Source organism: Paenibacillus brevis (genome assembly GCF_018919145.1).
GTDB lineage: Bacteria > Bacillota > Bacilli > Paenibacillales > Paenibacillaceae > Fontibacillus > Fontibacillus brevis.
Genome location: NZ_JAHLQJ010000006.1, coordinates 116,791 through 130,700, shown reverse-complemented (window position 1 = coordinate 130,700; position 13,910 = coordinate 116,791). Strand labels below are relative to the sequence as shown.

Genomic DNA, 13,910 nt, shown 5'->3' with positions numbered 1-13,910 from the left:
CATGCTCAGAATTATTTTTTCCGCTGCAATGCTGTTCTTGGTCTCGGGAGCAATGCTGCTTTTGCTGGACCGAAAAGTCTATCAAGTCAGCCGCCGGGCGCGGGAGCAAAAAATATCTTCCTTGCTCGGCTGGTTCAATTTGTCTGCTGCGCTCATCCTGCTTGGCATTTTCTTATGGAAGCATTGAGAGGCGCCGGGAACATGGTCTTGTCCGCCGGTTCATGATATAGTAATGTCGGATCAAATTCATGAACAGGACGAATAACCATGACAAATAAACCAACGAAACATTCAAAACATAAAACGGAGACCTCCCCCAAAAATTCGCAATACCATGCAGGCCGGCAGAGCGGTCAGCCGAAGAAGAGTAAGTCCTTTAACCATGGCCGCTCCAATCCCTCCGATGCCTCGGCAAAGACCAGGCAAAAACCAGCCGTAGCCAAGCGGGAGTCTGCCGAGGAGGTACAGACGGGCGACCGGATTGTCGTTACGATTAAACGGCTCGGCATCAACGGCGAAGGTGTGGGATATTACCGCCGCAAGGCTGTATTCATCAGGGGTGCCATTCCGGATGAGGTTGTTAAAGCGGTTGTTACCCGGGTGGAAGCAAAGTATATCCTTGCAGAACTGGCGAAAATCGAGAAGCGATCCCCTCAACGCGCCGAGCCTCCTTGCCCTGTCTTTGGAATTTGCGGAGGCTGTCAGATTCAGCATTTGTCTTATGAGGGACAGCTTGCCGGCAAGGTGGAGATCGTTCGCGAGGCGTTTTCAAGATATGCGGATTCAGGACAAATCAAGTTCAAGCCTATCCTCGGCATGGAGCGTCCGTGGGATTATCGCAATAAGGCTCAGCTCCAATTAGGCATGCAGCAGGAAGGGATGATTGCCGGCCTGTATGCCGCAGATTCCCATAAATTAATTGATATAACCGGCTGCCCCATCCAGCATCCCAAGATTAATGAAGCCGTTGATCAAACCCGTAAAGTACTGGAGAAGCTTAATATCCCAGTGTATCAGGAAAAGGGCAATCATGGGTTGGTACGAACGATCGTTGCCCGCTGGGGCTTCCAGTCCGGCCAGCTCCAGATTACACTGGTTACAGCCAGTGATAGACTGCCGCAACGCGAGCGGATTGTAGGCGAGCTTAGACAAGCCTTGCCGGAGATCACGAGCATTGCGATGAACGTCAATCCGAAGAATACCTCGCTGATATTTGGTCATAAAACCGTGATTCTTTGGGGAGAAGACAGCATTGAGGAATCGCTGGGGGACCTGGAGTTCACACTGTCACCACGGGCGTTCTTCCAATTGAATCCGCTGCAGACAGTGAAGCTGTACGAATCTGTGCGAAATGCAGCTGGTCTGACCGGACGCGAAACGGTTGTCGATGCTTATTGCGGAACCGGTACGATCGGCCTTTGGCTTGCTCCTTATGCCCATGCGGTGAGAGGCATCGAGTCGATTCCCGAGGCGGTTGTGGACGCGCGGTCTAACGCAGAGCGCAATGGCCGCAGCAATATCTCCTTTCATGAAGGATTGGCTGAAGAACTGCTGCCCCGCTGGGTAAAATCCGGCTTCAATCCGGATGTCATTATCGCTGATCCCCCCCGGACCGGGCTTGATTCCCGTTTCCTGGAGGCTGTTCTCCGCACCAAACCCAAGCGGTTCGTCTATGTATCCTGTAATCCGTCCACGCTTGCCAAGGACTGCAAAGTATTAACCGACGGCGGCTATCAATTGGAGTGGCTTCAGCCGGTGGATATGTTCCCCCAGACGAGCCATGTGGAGTGCGTGGCAAAGCTGGTGCTTCAGTGACACAGAAACGCAAGCCCTTGTCTATCAAGGGCTTGCTTGTCGTTACAGATTCGTCATGCCCGTTGATAAAGATAGCTGAATCCCCGGAAAGGAGCGGTGGCTTGCGATGAAGGAGAAGGTTCTCGTTATTGAAGATGAACAAACCATAGCGGATGCCATCACGTATGCGTTAACCAGAGAGGGTTATACGGCCGAGGCGGTTTATCATGGTGAGACTGCCCTGAAGAGGATCGGGGAATTTCAGCCGGATGCCCTCATTCTGGACGTGATGCTGCCCGGCATGGACGGGTATGAGATTTTAAAGAAGCTTCAGGGAAAAGGACGTATAGGGGTCATCATGCTGACCGCGAAGGAGGATATCGTCCATAAGGTATTGGGCCTTGAGCTAGGTGCGGACGATTATATGACCAAGCCGTTTGACATGAGGGAGCTGCTGGCTCGGTTGAAATCTCTGTTGCGTAGAATACAGACGGCCCAACATAACCCTGATTCAGATGAAATCAGCGTGGGCGGCATCACCCTCTCTACGGATAAACGCACCGCCCTGGCAGGTGACCACCCTCTGGAGTTAACCCCGAAGGAATACGACTTGCTCGCCTTGATGCTTGCTCATCCGGAAAGAGTCTACACCAGGGAGCAATTACTCAATTTGGTATGGGGAATGGATTATTTCGGAGGTACTCGTACGGTGGATATTCATGTTCAGCGTATCCGCAAGAAGCTTGGCCCGCCCTTGGACAGCATCATTCAAACCGTATATGGCATAGGCTATAAAGCCTTGGGAGGCAGCAGTGAAAATTAGCATTCGAATGAAGTTCAGCCTGTTTCTGGCCGCTTTGCTGCTCTTTGTCGTATTTCTGTTAAGCTTACTGGTGCTGCGAGGCATTGAAGATAATCAGAAGAAACAATATGAACAGTATCTTGCCCAGCAAGCCAAAACGGCGAACATGTATTTTATACAGACGATCTTGTCGGAAGAAAGCAAAGTCCCCGAGACCTTCCTGACCGCCAAGGGCCAGGAGTTCGCTAAGGAGCTGGAACTAATTAGCGGACAATCCTTGGTTCTATATGATATGCAGGGAGAACCCGTCAGCAGTAGAACGGCGAACCCTTCCCCTGACAATATCAAGAAAACGCTCGCCTACGCCCTCGAACATAAAACGGCTTATCTCGTGGAAGGCGACTCTCTATTTTATCTGACACCACTCCGGGCAGGCAGCGAGCAAGTCGGGGTTATACAATTCTATTACTCCCTATCGACCCATCTGGCATTTTATAACGATATCCGGCAGTTGTTCATTTATATAGGCGCTGGTGTATTTATCTTGAGCTTCCTCGTTGGCAATATATATTTCAATTCTTTTGCTACAGGCATTATCAAGCTTGATCATATGGTGGACCTTATACGGGAGGGCCGTTACGAGACCACTATCCTGAAGCGAAAGGATGAGATCGGCAAGCTGAGTCAAGGTATTCATGCCATGAGCGAACAGATCAAACGAACCATTCAGGGTATGGAAGACGAACAAACCAAGCTTAAGCTGGCGGTCGACAAATTATCCTTGCTGGACATCCAGCAGAAGCAATTCATTGGCAACGTTACTCACGAATTCAAGACTCCGCTCACCTCCATCAAGGCCTACATTGATCTGCTCGAGATGTATCCTGATGACGAAAAGCTGTTGCAGACGGCTATTGTAAATGTGAAGAGCGAGACCGAGCGCCTGTATCAGATGGTCGATAAGGTCCTTCAGCTATCGGCGCTGGAGAAATATGATTTCGAGCTAAGGCTTGAGAAGCTGGCGGTTAAACCGGCAATTGAATCGGTATTAGGCAGCTTGAAGGGCAAAGTTGATAAATTTGGACTAAAGCTTCATACCGAACTGGAGGATACTTATATCCATGGGGACAAGGACAGCTTGACCCTCGTTCTTGTTAATTTACTGGACAATGCCATCAAATATAATAAAGCGAATGGAAGCATCTCCATCAAGAGCTGCTCAGCCGCTGACCAAGTGGTTATTGAGATTGCCGATACCGGGATTGGCATTCCGCCAGAGCTTGCGGAAAAGGTATTTGAGCCCTTCTACACGGTAGATAAGAATAGATCCAAGGAACACGGCGGGGCCGGGCTCGGCCTGTCACTTACCCGGAAGCACGCTGAAATGTTGGGAGGCTCGATTGCTCTCATCCATACCGGGCCAGAGGGCAGTCGCTTCAGGCTGGTCTTTCCCTCATCTGATTCTGCCTGAGCCGCTTTGTTTACAAGTTGGATACAATTGTTAACCTGGCGGCAACATTTGTAGATTCCCCTGAAACAAGTTCTTGATAATTTAATTATCGAGGAGGCGAAGAGAAATGAAAACCATAACATTAACCAAAGCGATCTTCATGCTGTCCGTCCTGCTCCTGGCCGCAGGATGCAACGGAACAAAGGAGAACGGCAAAGTCACGATTCAAGAACCCGGGAGTTCCATTACCGTTATTGAGGATGAGAAAAGCGATGCCGGCGAGCCCGGTATTTCCATCGTCAAGATCAATTCCTATGAGAACTTGGAAATCTCGGATTGGCTGGATGAGAACACGGTCATCGTTGCAAAGGAGAATGAATCTCTGGAGGAAATGAGTCTTGAGGAGTTGGCTGGATATCACCCGAGGAGCTTATACAAATACAATTTGGCCACCAAGGAGTATTCTTTGCTTAAAGAAGAGCCCAACCTGAATCTGGGCGGAGCAAAGCTCTCACCGGATCGTAAGTACTTACTTTATTCCGGATATAGCCTGGGGGACCCGTCGTATGAAGTGCTTGATCTTGATAGTCTGAACAGCTTCAATATCACGGGAGAGTCCATCGGCAATGTAGGCAGCGCCTATTGGGCAGACCAGGATACAATTGTCGGGGCCGGGTATATGAATGGGGCTTATACCGCCGATACGAAGGGAAAAGCAACCCCTCTATCTGAGCTGGGTCAGGAGGCTTTGCTTATTGTCAAAAAGGTTAAGGATACGGTTTATTACAATACTTCGGGCGATAACACATTGAAAGCTCTCAATCTGACAACACGCGAAATCACCAGCTTGGACCTGCCTAACGTGGGGGGCCTCTACCCTTCCCCGGACGAGAACAAAATCCTGGTCTTGCAGTATAACGGAGCTAAACAAACGTTATCGCTGGCTGATGCGGATGGAAGCAATCCTAAGAAGATCGCCGAAGGAGTCGAACTGGGCGGCATTTCCTGGTCCCCCGACCAACGAATGATTGCATACAGCATGAAGGGCGAAGAGAACGGGGCTTCTGTCAGCGGCTTATACGTGCATGACCTGCTATCGGGGGAGTCCACTTCAATTGTGGTAGATATTACAAATGCTATAACCTGCTGGAATCCCACCGGGGAGCAGCTTGCGTATGCGTGGTGGGATGGAGAACACTATAACAGCAGCATTGTTTATTTGAAATCTTCTTTACAGTAACCATCACGAATAAACGGGAGCAGACATACGCTCCCGTTATTAATCTGGATTTCACGCCAAAACGTGGCATAATACAGAGTGAGCGTATAATTTTGAAGGGAGAACTGACTATGGCGACACCCCCAAATGATAATCAAAAAGTATTAGCTCCTGAACAGGCGGCAGAATTACTTCAAATTCTGAAGGCGCGTTTTGAGAAAAACATGTCCCGTCATCAAGGATTGGATTGGGAGCAAGTACAGGCAAAGCTTGAAGCACTCCCTGAAAAAGTATGGTCTCTTCATGAGATGGAGCGGACAGGCGGTGAGCCGGACGTTGTTGGTTACGACCAGGATTCGGAGGAATACATTTTCTATGATTGCTCCGCAGAAAGCCCGAAAGGCCGCAGAAGTATCTGTTATGACCGCGAAGCACTGGAATCAAGGAAGGCACACAAGCCGGAAAGCAGCGCAATGGAAATGGCCGATGCCATGGGGATCGAGCTGCTGACAGAGGAGCAGTATCGGGAACTTCAAAAGCTCGGCGGCTTTGATCTTAAAACATCCAGTTGGGTGAGCACCCCTGAGCATATCCGCAAGCTTGGCGGGGCCATCTTCTGTGACCGCCGCTATGACACTATCTTCTTGTACCATAACGGAGCGGATTCTTATTACGGAGCAAGGGGATTCCGCGGCTCGCTAAAGGTATAGATCCATTCAGGCACCCCTTTGGGCAGGTCGACAACCTTCCCTTAATATGATATGGTACCAAGTAATTAGGCATTTCGTTCCCTTGGAACGAGGTGCCTTCTCGCATATATAAGTATTTTTACATTAAATGTCTTTCTGGAGGTGATGCAATGGTGCTCCTTCTGTCCCCGCTACGGGGGGAGAAATCCGTAGTTCGTTATGAACGATCGAGGTAAGTGCACCTAAATAATGTTAATTTAAGGAGTGTTGTTGAGATGAGAAACTATTTGCGGGGAGAAACACGCACGACCATGAATAAAACCGGACTTCGGCAGCTTCGCCGTTCAGGGCAAATTCCGGCGATTGTATTTGGCATAGGACAGGACAATCTGATGATTCAATTGTCCGCCAAAGAGTTCGGTAAATGGGCACGGAGCGGCCAAGGAGGCATCGTAGAGCTTCGCCTGGACAATCAGGAGCCGATTCCGGTGCTGCTGGAAACAGTTCAGCGTGATCCGGTTACTCGTGAATACATTCATGTCGACTTTTTACGTATTAATAAAAATGAAATTGTGCGTACGAGAGTAAATCTTGACTACGTCGGCACCGCGAAGGGAGCCAAGCTCGGGGGAGTCGTGCAGATCCAAAGCACGTTCATCGAGATCGAATCCTATCCGGACCATATCCCTGCCATCATTCCTGTCGACATCAGCGAACTGGAGATCGGGGATTCCGTTCATGTCGGAGATCTCAAGCTGCCTGACGGAGTCGCACCTATCTCTGCGGCGAACGAACTGCTCGTGTCCGTGGTGACACCAAAGGTTCAGACAGACCAACCGGAGGCCATGTAAAATCTGCTGCGAAGTATCCTGGCTTGTTAAAGATACAGCTATGAAGAGCTTCAGCGATGACTTCAAATATATAATTAAGGGGCGAGCCTGATGAAGGCTTCGCCCCTTTTTAAAGCTTTATCCTTACCCTTTGAAGGTGCTAAAGAGAAATGAATCTGCCTTTATGGCTGACTTTTTCGCTATCCGGCAAGTATAATTAAAGATAAGGAAAGGAGCATCGAATTATGAATCTCGAATCCGTTATGCAGGAGCTGGAAGCCCTGGGCAAGGAACGAACCAAGAAAATCTATATTTCCAATGGAGCGCATGAGCCGCTATTTGGCGTAGCAACCGGAGCCATGAAGCCGATTGCCAAGAAAATCAAAATTAATCAGCCTTTGGCCGAGGAGCTTTATGCTACTGGGAACTACGACGCCATGTATTTTGCCGGCATCATTGCGGATCCGAATGCGATGACCGAAGAGGACTATGATCGCTGGATGGACGGGGCTTATTTTTACATGCTGTCCGATTTCGTAGTTGCCGTAACTTTATCGGAGTCAGACATTGCCCAGCAAGTTGCGGACAAATGGATTGCATGCGGAGAAGAGCTCCGAATGTCGGCTGGCTGGAGCTGTTACTGCTGGTTACTGGGAAACCGGCCAGATCATCAATTTTCCGAGCAGAAAATAGCGGGTATGCTTGAGCTTGCAGCCTCTGCGATTCAGGACAGTCCTGCACGCACGAAATTCTCAATGAGCAATTTTATTTATACCGTCGGAATTTCTTATTTACCGCTCCATGCGAAGGCGCTTGAGACTGCTAAAGCACTCGAGCCCATAGAGGTCCAATTGAATAATACCAAAAGCAAGCTCCTTCAGCCTGCCGGAAATATTCTGAAGTTTCTTGAACGAGGGCAGCTCGGATTTAAACGAAAATATGTGCGATGTTAGGATTGGTTACTAATGACGATATGGATCTGGCTTGGAATTATTATTGTAGCAGTACTTCTGGCGGTATGCTTTGGAATCGGAAATTATTTCTATAATCTCGCGCTAAATCCCGCTAAGGATAAATCCTTCGTGTTCAAGGCTCCGCACAATGCAATTGATACGCAGGCTGGCCGGAACGATTCCCATCATCAATGGTTTGAACAAGCTGAGGTCGCGGATGAGCATATCGAATCCTCAGACGGGCTCAAACTGCACGCATACAAGATCCTCCAGCCCTCAACAACAAACAAGTGGGCGATATTGGCCCATGGATACACCAGTGAAGCTGCGGCCATGAAAAGCCCGGCTATGCAGCTTTATAAAGCAGGCTTTCACATTCTGATGCCGGATGCGCGAGGCCATGGAAGCAGCGAGGGCCGCTATATCGGCATGGGTTGGCCGGATAGGCTGGATCTGCTTCGTTGGGTTGACAGCATCCTGCTGGATTACCCGCAGGCAGAAATTGTTCTGTATGGCGTGTCCATGGGTGGCGCTACTGTAATGATGGCGTCAGGAGAACCTCTTCCCCCTCAAGTAAAGGTAATCGTAGAAGATTGCGGATACACTTCGGCGAAGGAAGAATTCAGTTATCAGCTTAAGGCTCTCTTCCGTCTGCCTTCCTTCCCCCTTATTCCGCTAGCCAGTCTGATCGCCCGCATCCGCGCCGGTTATACTCTCGGCCAAGCAAATGCATTAGCCCAAGTAGCGAAGGCAAAGATCCCGATGATGTTCATTCATGGAGATTGCGATACTTTTGTTCCAAGCAAAATGGTGCACGAAGTGTATAAGGCAGCGAAAGTAGACAAGGAAATCTACATCGTCCCTGGGGCGGGCCATGCAGGAGCGGCTTCCGTCGCCGGAGAGGAATATTGGGGGAAGGTAACCAGCTTCATCAATAAATACGTCAAATAGGAGGCGATCTGTATGAAGCGGCTGGCTGTATTTTGCGGATCCGGAATCGGTGCTTCACCAGTGTATGTCCAGGGAGCTATTGCACTTGGCAATGAACTTGTACAACGCGATATCACGCTAGTCTACGGGGGTTCTGTTAATGGATTGATGGGGGCAATTGCCGATACGGTGCTTGAGCAAGGCGGTAAGGCTATCGGCGTGCTGCCTGATTTCCTGAGGAGCAAGGAACTGGCTCATCCCGGTTTGACCGAGCTGATTACTGTAAGCTCCATGCATGAGCGAAAAGCAAAGATGGCTGAATTGGCCGACGGCTTCGTAGTTCTTCCAGGCGGCGCAGGTACCATGGATGAATTTTTCGAGATCTTCACCTGGGCTCAGCTGGGGCTACACCAGAAGCCTTGCGGCTTGCTGAATATTCAACATTACTATGATCCGTTGATCGCCCTGTTCCACCATATGTCGAAAGAACAATTCCTTCAGGAAAAGTTCGTCTCCGCTCTATTGGTTCAAGAATACCCCAAGGAGCTTTTGAACCAGTTCCAGCACTATATTCCTCCGGCCGTGAAAACCTTTATCACCCACAAACAGCAGATTTAGATTCTTCTGTCCCCGCCCGACTCAGGCGGGGTTTATTTTTGCCGGATAAGAAGCTCCTTCATAATCTTACGGCCGGTTGGCGTCTGTGCCAAGCCCCCTTGAGCGGTCTCCCGATGCCGGCTCGGCATGGATGAACCGACCTCCAGCATCACATCAATAACTTCGTCGGAAGGAATGACACTTCTCACTCCGGCCAGCGCCATGTCTGCCGCAGCGAGCGCATTTACGGCTCCGAATCCGTTACGGACGATACACGGAATCTCGACCAGGCCGCCTACCGGATCGCAAATCAGACCCAGTGTATTTTTCAGCGCAAGTCCTACAGCATGTACAGCCTGTTCCGGTGTGCCTCCACGCAGTTCAACCATGGCGCCGGCCGCCATTCCGATCGCAGAGCCGACCTCCGCCTGACAGCCGCCCTCTGCACCGGAGATAAAGGAATTGTTCGCAATAACGTAACCGATTGCTCCGGCGCAGAACAATCCGTGAACGAGATGTTCATCCTCCCAGCCGAATCTTTCCTGCGCACTGACGAACACCCCTGGTATAATACCGCAGGAGCCTGCCGTTGGCGTGGCGACGATCCGCCCCATGGAGGCATTAACCTCGGAGACGGATAGCGCATAAGTCATGGCTTGGGCAGCGATATCCCCCACGGCGGGAGTCCCTGACAACCGGTAGCTCTCGACCCGCTTCGCATCTCCCCCCGTTAGACCGCTGGTCGAGGTGATATCCTCCGTCAGCCCTTTATGAACCGCAGTCTTCATGATCTCATAGTATTCACCCATCACCTTGAGAATCTCTTCCACACTTTGACCGCTCTCTTCCGCCTGGTCCTCCAGCATAATCCGGGCAATACTCTTCTCTTCCTTCACACAGAGAGCCGCAAGCTCCTTCAAGTTACGAAACCGCATGTCTATTTTCTCCTTCTATGGGTTGTAGAATCCGTTAATCAGGGTAAGCCGCTCAATCAATCTAAATGAATGAAAACTACCCGGTTGACATAAGGCAGCGCACGAATAGCTTCGATCAAATGCTCCGGGATCCTCGAGTCAGCTTCAACTACAGTCAAAGCCTCGCTCGTTCGCCCAACCCGATCCGTATTAATATATCCGATGTTGACATTCTCTTTATCACACAGGGCTGTAATGCCTGCCAGTACGCCTTGCCGGTCACCATGACCGATCACGAGGGTTGGAAGTTCTCCTGTGCATTTGATCTCAAATCCGTTTACTTGCCGGATCACAATGGTCCCTCCGCCGATCGATGCGCCGATCACTTCCACTTCATTCTGATCCGAGGACAGCTTGATTTTAACCGTATTCGGATGCACACCCGGAGCAATTCCCGTGGTGAAATGAAGCTCTATCCCGGCTTCGCCTGCAATTCGGACAGAATCACGGATCCGCTCGTCATCCGTTCTCCAGTCCATTATGCCGCCGACAACAGCTAAATCGGTCCCATGTCCCGAGTAAGTTTCGGCAAACGAATCGTAGAAGCATATGTGTGCTACCGACGGCTGCTCGCCCAGCAACTGACGTGCAAACCTCCCGATTCGCACCGCCCCCGCCGTATGAGAGCTGGAGGGGCCAATCATGGCTGGACCGATTATGGAAAATACATTTTTAAATCTCATCGTTATCTCTCCCGCGTGTTCTCCGTCATGAAATTGCATCTATAGTAAATTGACGTAAAGAAAGGACAGAGAAACAAGGCTGCTGCCTTATCTCTGTCCCCGTTACCTGAAAGTTTAATGCTATCCGGAATGATATCCGATAACATGTACCCCTTGGGTGGCTGGTATGCTCTCTCCAGAGTTGCGTCAGAGGCTGGTCCTTATACCTGAGAGATTCTTGACCGGTTCGCAAGTGCCGATCCTTTGCTCCTTCGGTGCCGCCCAATTAGCCCAGGCGAACTCTCCCAACTTCATCATTCGCAGTTCATCTATTTGATATCAATGTATGATGAAGAAATTTAAATGTCAAGAATTCAAACCTAACTTCAAAAAGGGCATGATCTTGATTCCTCACTCGGAAAAGCGGCGTACAACCTCTTCAAAATCTGGGCCTTCAATCGACAGATCGGCGATCTCCCCCCATGTCCCAAGCTCCTTGATCAATTCCATAACGCCCGTAGCCCGAAGATCGGCTTCAATCCTAAGAATCTCTCCTTCCGCCGATACGATGCGATAGACTAACCCCGGCTGCTCCAAGACCGGTATTTGACAACCTCCCCGGTAAGTTACTGTAATCACCGCAGGCAGACCAATCCTCTCCCTCAGTTCCGCAACCGTCCCGTCATAGCTCAATGCCCCATGGTTGATGACCATTACTCTGCTGCATAACTGCTCGATATCATCCATATCATGGGTGGTCAGCAGGATGGTCTTACCGTATTCCTTGTTCAACTGACGAAGAAACTCGCGGATTCCTTGCTTGGCATGCACATCTAATCCAATCGTTGGCTCATCCAGAAAGAGCAAATCCGGATCATGCAGCATCGCGGCGGCAAGATCGGCTCTCATCCGCTGTCCAAGCGAAAGCTTGCGAACCGGGGTATCCCAGAACTCGGGCAAATTCAACAGCTCGGCAAACCGCTCCAAGCGTTGCTTTTTCAGCTCCGCCGGGACACGGTACATATGGGCAAGAATATCATATGAATCTTTGACCGGCAGGTCCCACCACAGCTGGCTGCGCTGTCCGAACACGACGCCCAGCTGCTGAACAGTCTTTCTGCGCTCGCGATGCGGATTCAACCCTCTTATCCGAACCTCTCCAGAGGTTGGATGCAGAATCCCGGTCAGCATTTTGATCGTCGTCGACTTGCCTGCGCCGTTCGGTCCGATATAACCGACAAATTCGCCGGGAAGCACCTGAAAGGAGATATCCCGCACGGCTTCCTTCACCCGGTATTCACGTGAGAACAAGGTTCTGACGCCCGAGAAGCGCCCTCCTTTTATTGCAGGTGTCTTGAATTCTTTATAGAGATGTCTCGCTTCAATCATGTCTTCTCTCCTCCTCAGCTTCCCGTACTTTGATATTTGGTAATTCCGAACTGCCAGAATCGCAGTGCCGCCGCCAGACAGATCAGGGCCATGGCAGTCGTAACCGCAAGCACCCACGCCCCTAACTCCCCCTTTACCAAATAGAGTGATGGCAAGTAGTTAACAAATCCGACAGGGATGGCATACAACAGGAAAGAAGCCAGCCACTTCGGGTAAATGGCTAACGGATATTGAGCCGCGGAACGGGCCGCATCCTCTGTGAATGTCTGCAGCTCACTGATTCTTGTCGTCCAGAAGCCAATCGTTGCGGTAGCGAGACCAATGGAGAAGAGGATGATTGCTCCCGTTAGAATGATGAACGGTGTCCACCATACGGTCGGCCAGCCAATCGTCCCCGCCTGCAGCATCCCCGCAAGCGACCACCACAGAATGAAGCCGCCCTGCATCACTTCGCCGATCATAATCCGGAAGCTCTGAGGCATCAGCGCCAGCAGCACGGGCAACGGACGAGTCAGCAATTGGTCGAAGTCGCCGCTGACTAAATATTTTTCCAGATGATGCACTTCATCCGCTATAGTTCGATACAAGGTCTTCGACAAGGTCATAACTGCAACCAGATAACCGACCTCATGAATAGACCAGCCACGGATGCCGCCAAATCGGGCCAGAACGATGGCAACCATGAGAAATTCCGAAATCTGAATGAATGCTGCTAAAAATGAGCCAATGACAAAGTTGAATTTGTACTGCATTCGACTTCTCACGGTCGTACGAATGAGCAACAAATACATGTGCATCCAGGTTTGAAGTGAATTCATCCTCCCTGCACCTCCACCTTGCGTCTGGCAACCCGCGTTGCCAACAGGCAGACGGCGGTCATAAGCACGCACCAGATCAAAGTGCCTCCGAGCCAGGCTATGTTGCCCCGTTCCAGATACATGGATGTCGGCACATAGAGCAAATAAGGGTAGGGCGAGATCCACGAGAGCTTCTCCAGTCCACCGGGCAGCCACTCCAAGGGAATGAAGAACCCCGAGAGCAGGTTGATCAGGGCATGATTGCCCCAATAGAGCCAGGAGGATTCTGTCGTCCACAGCGCACTAATGCCGATCAGGTAATTCATACAAATCGCCAGATAGGACGCGCCTGCAAGACTAAGCGCTGTTAGGCAATAGGTTGTCCATTGCATGGGAAGCTGCAGCGAGAATACAAAGACATAGATGAGATAAATCGGGATGGATTTGTAGATAAACTGGTAGGCGATTTGTCCCCACTCTCGAGCCATCAGATGGCTGAACAAGTGAACAGGACGCATCAGGTCTAACGAGATGTGACCGGTTCTGACACTCTGCGGAATGCCAAGACCGTTAGAGATGAAGCTGGTCACCCAAAGTGCGGCTTGGGTAAAGGAGATATAGCTAACCATTCCCTGAATTCCATAGGTACCCAGTGAAGCATGATCACCCACTCCAATCCAGATACTGGCGTAGATGAACCCGAACATGGCACTCGCGAGATTATGAATCAAATGAGCTCCGCGATATTGCAAATTTCGGGCATAGGCCTTTGAGGCCAGCGTGAAATAAAGCATACAACACCTCCGATAAGCTTCTCGAACGGC

At 50.4% G+C, this 13,910-nt stretch carries 15 protein-coding genes and 1 riboswitch; of the genes, 10 read left to right on the top strand and 5 right to left on the bottom strand.

Going from position 1 to position 13,910, the window contains the following annotated elements; genetic code table 11:
• Nucleotide 1 precedes the first annotated feature (1 nt).
• From KQJ23_RS08655 to KQJ23_RS08610, 10 genes are all read left to right on the top strand, one after another.
• The gene (locus KQJ23_RS08655) at nt 2–187 is read left to right on the top strand and encodes a CLC_0170 family protein (protein ID WP_216478445.1); all 186 of its coding nucleotides are present in this window, start codon (nt 2–4) and stop codon (nt 185–187) included.
• Nucleotides 188–267: 80 nt separating this feature from the next.
• Nucleotides 268–1,815, top strand: a complete 1,548-nt coding sequence (gene rlmD / locus KQJ23_RS08650; protein WP_216478444.1) for a 23S rRNA (uracil(1939)-C(5))-methyltransferase RlmD — start codon at nt 268–270, stop codon at nt 1,813–1,815.
• A 106-nt stretch (nt 1,816–1,921) separates the two neighbouring features.
• Entirely contained in the window at nt 1,922–2,617 is a 696-nt protein-coding gene (locus KQJ23_RS08645; protein WP_216478443.1) for a response regulator transcription factor, read from the top strand.
• The gene (locus KQJ23_RS24095; RefSeq protein WP_216478442.1) at nt 2,607–4,067 is read left to right on the top strand and encodes a sensor histidine kinase; all 1,461 of its coding nucleotides are present in this window, start codon (nt 2,607–2,609) and stop codon (nt 4,065–4,067) included. The genes KQJ23_RS08645 and KQJ23_RS24095 overlap by 11 nt, the downstream gene beginning before the upstream one ends.
• Before the next feature lie 106 nt (nt 4,068–4,173).
• The gene (locus KQJ23_RS08635) at nt 4,174–5,286 is read left to right on the top strand and encodes a TolB family protein (protein WP_216478441.1); all 1,113 of its coding nucleotides are present in this window, start codon (nt 4,174–4,176) and stop codon (nt 5,284–5,286) included.
• Between the two features lie 110 nt (nt 5,287–5,396).
• Complete coding sequence (locus KQJ23_RS08630) at nt 5,397–5,975, top strand: DUF4256 domain-containing protein (protein WP_216478440.1); 579 nt, start codon at nt 5,397–5,399, stop codon at nt 5,973–5,975.
• 254 nt (nt 5,976–6,229) lie between these two features.
• Nucleotides 6,230–6,805, top strand: a complete 576-nt coding sequence (locus tag KQJ23_RS08625) for a 50S ribosomal protein L25 (protein WP_216478439.1) — start codon at nt 6,230–6,232, stop codon at nt 6,803–6,805.
• A 224-nt stretch (nt 6,806–7,029) separates the two neighbouring features.
• On the top strand, nt 7,030–7,737 hold the full coding sequence (locus KQJ23_RS08620) for a DNA alkylation repair protein (RefSeq protein WP_216478438.1): 708 nt from the start codon (nt 7,030–7,032) through the stop codon (nt 7,735–7,737).
• Nucleotides 7,738–7,749: 12 nt separating this feature from the next.
• Complete coding sequence (locus tag KQJ23_RS08615; RefSeq protein ID WP_216478437.1) at nt 7,750–8,688, top strand: alpha/beta hydrolase; 939 nt, start codon at nt 7,750–7,752, stop codon at nt 8,686–8,688.
• Nucleotides 8,689–8,700: 12 nt separating this feature from the next.
• Complete coding sequence (locus KQJ23_RS08610) at nt 8,701–9,285, top strand: LOG family protein (protein WP_216478436.1); 585 nt, start codon at nt 8,701–8,703, stop codon at nt 9,283–9,285.
• Between the two features lie 32 nt (nt 9,286–9,317).
• Here KQJ23_RS08610 and sdaAA read toward each other — a convergent pair whose 3' ends face one another.
• The 5 genes from sdaAA to KQJ23_RS08585 all read right to left on the bottom strand — a co-directional run bounded on the left by sdaAA (nt 9,318) and on the right by KQJ23_RS08585 (nt 13,880).
• Nucleotides 9,318–10,199 carry an L-serine ammonia-lyase, iron-sulfur-dependent, subunit alpha gene (gene sdaAA / locus KQJ23_RS08605; RefSeq protein ID WP_216478435.1) on the bottom strand — a complete coding sequence of 294 codons (882 nt, stop codon included), beginning with the start codon at nt 10,197–10,199 and terminating at the stop codon, nt 9,318–9,320.
• A 56-nt stretch (nt 10,200–10,255) separates the two neighbouring features.
• Nucleotides 10,256–10,921, bottom strand: a complete 666-nt coding sequence (sdaAB, locus tag KQJ23_RS08600; RefSeq protein ID WP_216478434.1) for an L-serine ammonia-lyase, iron-sulfur-dependent subunit beta — start codon at nt 10,919–10,921, stop codon at nt 10,256–10,258.
• 184 nt (nt 10,922–11,105) lie between these two features.
• Nucleotides 11,106–11,218, bottom strand: a riboswitch (glycine riboswitch).
• Nucleotides 11,219–11,311: 93 nt separating this feature from the next.
• Nucleotides 11,312–12,289: an ABC transporter ATP-binding protein gene (locus KQJ23_RS08595; protein WP_216478433.1), complete on the bottom strand. Its 978-nt coding sequence runs from the start codon at nt 12,287–12,289 to the stop codon at nt 11,312–11,314.
• 14 nt (nt 12,290–12,303) lie between these two features.
• Entirely contained in the window at nt 12,304–13,107 is an 804-nt protein-coding gene (locus KQJ23_RS08590; RefSeq protein WP_216478432.1) for an ABC transporter permease, read from the bottom strand.
• The gene (locus tag KQJ23_RS08585) at nt 13,104–13,880 is read right to left on the bottom strand and encodes an ABC transporter permease (protein ID WP_216478431.1); all 777 of its coding nucleotides are present in this window, start codon (nt 13,878–13,880) and stop codon (nt 13,104–13,106) included. The genes KQJ23_RS08590 and KQJ23_RS08585 overlap by 4 nt, the downstream gene beginning before the upstream one ends.
• Between the last annotated feature and the right edge of the window lie 30 nt (nt 13,881–13,910).

Excerpts from the sequence above, each read along its gene's own strand:
- KQJ23_RS08585 (WP_216478431.1), bottom strand. The coding sequence starts at position 13,880 with ATGCTTTATTTCACGCTGGCCTCAAAGGCCTATGCCCGAAATTTGCAA.
- sdaAA (WP_216478435.1), bottom strand. The coding sequence starts at position 10,199 with ATGCGGTTTCGTAACTTGAAGGAGCTTGCGGCTCTCTGTGTGAAGGAA.
- KQJ23_RS08615 (WP_216478437.1), top strand. The coding sequence starts at position 7,750 with ATGACGATATGGATCTGGCTTGGAATTATTATTGTAGCAGTACTTCTG.
- KQJ23_RS08590 (WP_216478432.1), bottom strand. The coding sequence starts at position 13,107 with ATGAATTCACTTCAAACCTGGATGCACATGTATTTGTTGCTCATTCGT.
- KQJ23_RS08620 (WP_216478438.1), top strand. The coding sequence starts at position 7,030 with ATGAATCTCGAATCCGTTATGCAGGAGCTGGAAGCCCTGGGCAAGGAA.
- KQJ23_RS08610 (WP_216478436.1), top strand. The coding sequence starts at position 8,701 with ATGAAGCGGCTGGCTGTATTTTGCGGATCCGGAATCGGTGCTTCACCA.
- KQJ23_RS08645 (WP_216478443.1), top strand. The coding sequence starts at position 1,922 with ATGAAGGAGAAGGTTCTCGTTATTGAAGATGAACAAACCATAGCGGAT.
- KQJ23_RS08655 (WP_216478445.1), top strand. The coding sequence starts at position 2 with ATGCTCAGAATTATTTTTTCCGCTGCAATGCTGTTCTTGGTCTCGGGA.
- KQJ23_RS08625 (WP_216478439.1), top strand. The coding sequence starts at position 6,230 with ATGAGAAACTATTTGCGGGGAGAAACACGCACGACCATGAATAAAACC.
- sdaAB (WP_216478434.1), bottom strand. The coding sequence starts at position 10,921 with ATGAGATTTAAAAATGTATTTTCCATAATCGGTCCAGCCATGATTGGC.
- KQJ23_RS08595 (WP_216478433.1), bottom strand. The coding sequence starts at position 12,289 with ATGATTGAAGCGAGACATCTCTATAAAGAATTCAAGACACCTGCAATA.
- rlmD (WP_216478444.1), top strand. The coding sequence starts at position 268 with ATGACAAATAAACCAACGAAACATTCAAAACATAAAACGGAGACCTCC.
- KQJ23_RS08635 (WP_216478441.1), top strand. The coding sequence starts at position 4,174 with ATGAAAACCATAACATTAACCAAAGCGATCTTCATGCTGTCCGTCCTG.
- KQJ23_RS08630 (WP_216478440.1), top strand. The coding sequence starts at position 5,397 with ATGGCGACACCCCCAAATGATAATCAAAAAGTATTAGCTCCTGAACAG.